Below are 5,402 nucleotides of genomic sequence, written 5' to 3'. Positions count from 1 at the left end.
CCCTTTTCAAATCCATTGCCGACAGTTAGTGCGCGTACGGCATCCGCAAAGCGTGCCACGAATTCCTCGTACACACCGTCCTGCACATAAAAACGATTAGCGCACACACATGTCTGCCCCGCATTGCGGAACTTGCTGGCTATGGCACCTTCCACGGCGCTGGCAATGTCAGCATCATCAAATACGATGAAAGGTGCGTTGCCACCCAATTCCAGTGACAGTTTCTTGACCGTGCTGGCGCTTTGCGCCATCAGAATCCGACCCACCTCGGTACTGCCAGTAAAGCTGATGTGGCGCACTACGTCGCTAGCACAAAACAGTTTTCCAACTTCAATGCTGTTCTGGCTATCGGCCGTCACCACATTCAGCACACCCGCAGGTATGCCAGCGCGGCACGCCAACTCCGCAGCGGCCAAGGCAGTCAACGGCGTCAGTTCAGCCGGTTTGATGACCACGGTGCACCCCGCCGCCAGTGCAGGGGCGAGTTTGCGCGTCATCATGGCCAGCGGGAAGTTCCATGGTGTGATCGCCACGCATACACCAATAGGCTGGCGAATCACCAGCAGACGGCGGTTGTTGTCGAACTGGGGTATTGTCTCGCCATTGAGCCGTTTGGCCTCTTCGGCAAACCATTCCACAAAGCTGGCGCCATAGGCCACTTCGCCCTTGGCTTCGGCAAACGGTTTGCCTTGCTCTGCCGTCATGATGCGGGCAAGATCATCCTGATGGGCGATGAGCAAGTCAAACCAGCGGCGCAGGATTTGACTGCGCTCTTTGGCGGTCTTACTGCGCCATGCTGGCCAGGCCGCGTTCGCGGCATCTATGGCTTGCTGTGCTTGGGCTGGTCCAAGGTTAGCCACGTCGGTCAAATGCTGACCGTTGCTGGGGTCTTGCACAGAAAAACGGGCTTTGCTAAGGGAAGGTAGCCACAGCCCATTGATCAGTGCATCCGATTTCAGCAGGCTCGGGTCTTTGAGCAAGGCCAGGGGTGAGGAGTTCATATGTGATTCACGCATGGGCGATGCAATCAGCCAGAATTTCCAGGCCCTCGCTTACCAGGGCGTCACTCGCAGTCAGCGGCACCAGGATGCGTATCACGTTGCCGTAGCTACCGCAGGACAACAATATCAGTCCCCTGGATCGGGCGGCGGCAACAACGCGTTTGGTCATCTCAGTGGCCGGACGGCTGCTATCGCCGTCTTCGAACAATTCGACGGCCACCATGGCGCCCAGACCGCGTACGTCACCGACGCAGGGGTATTTCGCTGCCATGGCTTTCAACTGCTCCACCATGTAGGCACCCAATGCCTTGGCGCGGTTCAGTAGTTGTTCTTTCTCAAACACCTCCAAAACGGCCAGTGCAGCGGCGCAGCCAATTGGGCTTCCGGCGTAGGTGCCGCCCAGACCGCCAGGGGCAGGTGCGTCCATCACATCCGCACGACCGACCACAGCGGAAATCGGATAGCCACCCGCCATGGATTTGGCGGTGGTGATCAGGTCTGGCGCGACCGTCCATTGCTCACTGGCAAACCAGGTTCCTGTGCGTCCTGCGCCGGTTTGCACTTCATCGGCGATCAACAGAATGCCATAGCGGTCGGCAATGGCGCGCAGTCCTTCGACAAAATCATTGGGCGCAATGTAAAAGCCCCCTTCACCTTGTACAGGTTCCAGAATAAAGGCCGCCACACGCGTGGGCTCTATGTCATTCTTGAACAGGGTCTCGACCGAATACAGCGCGTCATCGACCGAAATGCCTTGTCGGCGATTGGGGAAAATCGCGTGGAATGTCTCTCCGGGGAAGGGGCCAAAGCCCAGCTTGTAGGGCGCGACTTTTCCCGTTAGGCCCAGTGTCATGTTAGTGCGACCGTGGTAGCCACCGGTGAAGGCGATCACGCCCGGACGCTTGGTATAGGCGCGGGCGATCTTGATGGCATTCTCGACAGCTTCGGCGCCCGTGCTCAGGAACAGGCTCTTCTTGGCAAAGTTACCTGGGGCCAGCGCGTTCAGGCGTTCTGCCAGCTCAACATACGGCTCATACGCCAGCACCTGAAAGCAAGTATGGCTGTACAGACTGAGCTGTGCTTGCACGGCGTGCGTGATGGTGGGGTTGCAATGGCCCGTGTTGAGCACGGCGATTCCGCCGGCGAAGTCGATATAGCGGCGGCCTTCAACATCCCAGATTTCGGCATTATCGGCGCGGCTCACAAATATTTCATGGGCTTGGCCCACACCGCGTGCTACTGCAGCGTGCCGGCGCGCCATCAGGATGGCATTGGTGGCGTTGTCTTCTCGTTTCATAGGAACTCCAGATTTGGGAAAAAATATTGGTCAGAAAATTCAAGCCTTGCTGGGCAAAATCATGCGTTGACGGAATTGATCAGCCACCACTGCGATGATGAGCAGCACGCCCAACACCACCATTTGCAGGTAGGAGCCGACATTGGTCAGGTTCATGCCGTTTTGCACCAGACCGATAAAGATGGCACCCATCACCACGTTTGGCACACGCCCGATACCACCACGCAGGCTCACACCGGCAATCACACAGGCAGCGATGGATTCGAGCGCGATGGTGCCGCCCAGATTGGCTTCACCGGTCTCGACGCGTGCCGTCAGCAGCAGCCCGCTGACGGATGCCAACAAGGCGCACAGAAGGTAGGCCAAGAGCAACACCTTGCGGGTGTCGATGCCGGACAAGGCTGCGGCCTTGGCATTGCCGCCGACAGCCAATAGGTAGGTCCCGGCGGGCAGTCGATTCATCAGCAAGTAGAGGGCCAGCACGCAGAAGGCGGTGACCAGTACGGGCAGGGGTAGGCCCAGTACGGTGCCAAACCCGAACAGGTCGCTGAAGGCGGGAGGCAAACCGTTCACGGGAACTCCGCCTGTCAAGTACAGCGCCGCACCAAAGCCAATTGACTGCACCCCCATGGTGACGATGAAGGGCGACACACCTGCCCAGGCCACTCCCAGGCCGTTGAGCAAGCCGACCAGCAGCCCCGCCGCCAAGCCAGCCACACAACCCGCGACTATGACCAATCCCACCATATCGGGCAGACTGCTGCCCAAGGTCTGCATGACCATGGCCGACACCACCGAGGTCAGTGCCATGATTGTGCCAACGGACAAATCAAAGCCACCCGTCACCAGGGCGAGCATCTGCCCCATGGATACCAGGATCAGGTACACCGACTGTCTGAGCAGGTTCATCAGGTTTTGCGCCGACAAGAATTGGTCAGACAGCATTCCGAACACCAACACAGCCAATACCAGCATGAAGGGCAGCACACCCAGTTGGACAAACAGCCGTCGTGCGCCCTGAACGGCGCGCGCTTGAATGGAGATGGAAACGGTCGGCACAGCCACCGCATTACTTGTAGTCATATCTGGCTTTCCTTGGCACCAAAAAATAGATTCAACAGACCGCTCTCGGTAATCTCGGGCCCTTGCAATTCACCCGTCACCTCTCCACGGCACATCACGTAGGCGCGGTGGGCCAGGTGCAACACCTCAGGCAAGTCCGACGAGATCAGCACCACGGCGGCGCCGCCTTCGCACAATTGCTTGATCACTTCGTACAAGGCCGTTCGAGTTCCGACATCGACACCCACCGTGGGTTCATCGAATACGTACAGGTCCATGTCGCGTGTCAGCCCCTTGGCAAACAAGGCCTTTTGCTGGTTGCCGCCTGAGAGCAGGCCCACGGTTTTTCCCAGGTTGCGGCTACTCAGTTCCACCTGGTCCCCCGCCTTTTCCGCCATGCCCCTAGCGTCCTTCTTGCGCAACCATCCCCCCAGACCGCGCAAAGGTCCAGAGAGTGCTGGCAGCGTGATGTTGGACGCACTGCTAAAGCCCAGAACCAGGCCTTCGGATTTCCGGTCTGGTGGCAGATAGAAGAAGCCTGCTTTCAAGCTCTGTGCGGGGCTGGCACGGGAATGGTTCAGACCCTTGAAGAGCACTTTTCCGCTACTCACAGCTTCCAGTCCGTAGGCCGCGCGCAACAATTCCGATTTGCCACAGCCCACCAAACCGGCCAGGCCAACCACTTCGCCACGACGCACGGCGATGGAGGCGCCCTGCACCCCGCTTTGGGTGCTTACTTGCTGCATCTCAAGAACCAGCTCACCAGGGTGGCTCGCGATGTGCGGGTATATCTTTTCGATGGTGCGCCCACTCATCAAACTGATGAGCTGGTCGTGTGTCGTGTCCGCTGCATTCACCGTGCAGACCTTTTTGCCATCACGCAATACGGTCACGCGGTCGGCAATCTGGTTGATCTCCTGCATCCGGTGCGAGATGTACACAATGCCCACGCCCTGGGACTTGAGCCGCGCAATGAGTGCGAAGAGATTTGTCGTCTCGCGCTCTGTCAGTGAGGCGGTGGGTTCGTCCAGGATCAGCACCGAAACCTGTCCGCGCAACCCCTTAGCGATTTCCACCATCTGCTGCTGCGCCCGGCTCAGCGTGGCCACCAGTGCCGAAGCATCTACATCGAAGCCCAGTTCATCCAGACTGCGCTGAGCACGGTCCAACAGTACCGCCTTGTCCAACATGCCGTGGTGCAGGGGCTCCTCACCCAGGCACAGGTTTTGCGCAACACTCAGCGTTGGGATCAGTGAGAATTCCTGAAATACGGCGCTGATGCCTTCTCTGCGCGCATCGTGCACATTGGCGAAATGCATGGGTACACCACGCACGTGGATCTGCCCCGCACTGGGAGTGTTGGCGCCGGCCAGCAGCGAGATCAGCGTGGACTTGCCCGCACCGTTCTCGCCAAATAGGACATGCACCTCACCCGCAGTCAGGTCAAAGTCCACCGCATCCAGGGCACGTACGCCAGGGTAGAACCTGGACAGAGCTTCTGTATGTAATAGATGAAAGTCGTTCATGCCGTTGAATCGCAGGGACCGGTCTTACTTCACTTCAAACGTAGGTTTGAAGGCGGTGGGTGGCAGGATGTTGTCGAAATGAATGGTCTTGTAATTGCTCTGGTCCACCACAAATATCTTCGGACCGACATGGCGCGTGACATCCTTGCCTTCCAGCAAGCGCACCGCCTGGTCAATCGCCACCCGGCCTTGAATCACCATGGAATCAGCCGGCGCGGCCAGGATGCGGCCGGACTCGATGCCTTGAAATACACCAGGCGTCATGTAGAAAGACAACAGTTGCACCTTCTTGTCCAGGTTGCGACTGCGCAGAATGCCCGTTGCCGCCTCGGCCGTGACCGCTGTGCCCGCCACATAGGCCAGGTCCGGATTGGCCTGCAACACGTCTTCCACCAGTTTGGACTGTGCTTCCTTGCCTGTGTCGCCGTACTTGGGATCCAGCGCCACCACGGCACTGCCCTTGATCGCGTCCATGAATCCCTTGTGTGCGGCTTCTACCCAACCCGCACCTGCGGG

Annotated in this window: 5 protein-coding genes; all 5 read right to left on the bottom strand. The window is 58.7% G+C overall.

Features of this window, described 5'->3' with window-relative positions:
- The coding region (locus ISS20_RS23325) for an aldehyde dehydrogenase family protein (RefSeq protein ID WP_291440008.1) at positions 1–1,001 on the bottom strand (1,001 nt) is incomplete at its 3' end.
- A gap of 7 nt (positions 1,002–1,008) precedes the next feature.
- Positions 1,009–2,298, bottom strand: coding sequence for a 4-aminobutyrate--2-oxoglutarate transaminase (gabT, locus tag ISS20_RS23320; protein ID WP_291440006.1), 1,290 nt, complete (start codon positions 2,296–2,298; stop codon positions 1,009–1,011).
- A gap of 39 nt (positions 2,299–2,337) precedes the next feature.
- Positions 2,338–3,381 carry an ABC transporter permease gene (locus tag ISS20_RS23315; RefSeq protein ID WP_291440005.1) on the bottom strand — a complete coding sequence of 348 codons (1,044 nt, stop codon included), beginning with the start codon at positions 3,379–3,381 and terminating at the stop codon, positions 2,338–2,340.
- Positions 3,378–4,886, bottom strand: a complete 1,509-nt coding sequence (locus ISS20_RS23310; RefSeq protein ID WP_291440003.1) for a sugar ABC transporter ATP-binding protein — start codon at positions 4,884–4,886, stop codon at positions 3,378–3,380. Before ISS20_RS23310 ends, ISS20_RS23315 begins: the two co-directional genes overlap by 4 nt.
- A gap of 24 nt (positions 4,887–4,910) precedes the next feature.
- A partial coding sequence (locus ISS20_RS23305; RefSeq protein WP_366828774.1) for a substrate-binding domain-containing protein occupies positions 4,911–5,402 on the bottom strand: 492 nt, incomplete at its 5' end.

This window comes from Acidovorax sp. (assembly GCF_016783915.1).
In the GTDB taxonomy this organism is placed as follows: Bacteria; Pseudomonadota; Gammaproteobacteria; order Burkholderiales; family Burkholderiaceae_C; genus Acidovorax.
This window is presented reverse-complemented; position numbering and strand designations above follow the sequence as displayed.

Bases quoted from the DNA above. Each gene is read 5' to 3' on its own strand.
- gabT (WP_291440006.1), bottom strand. From the start codon at position 2,298: ATGAAACGAGAAGACAACGCCACCAATGCCATCCTGATGGCGCGCCGG.
- ISS20_RS23310 (WP_291440003.1), bottom strand. From the start codon at position 4,886: ATGAACGACTTTCATCTATTACATACAGAAGCTCTGTCCAGGTTCTAC.
- ISS20_RS23315 (WP_291440005.1), bottom strand. From the start codon at position 3,381: ATGACTACAAGTAATGCGGTGGCTGTGCCGACCGTTTCCATCTCCATT.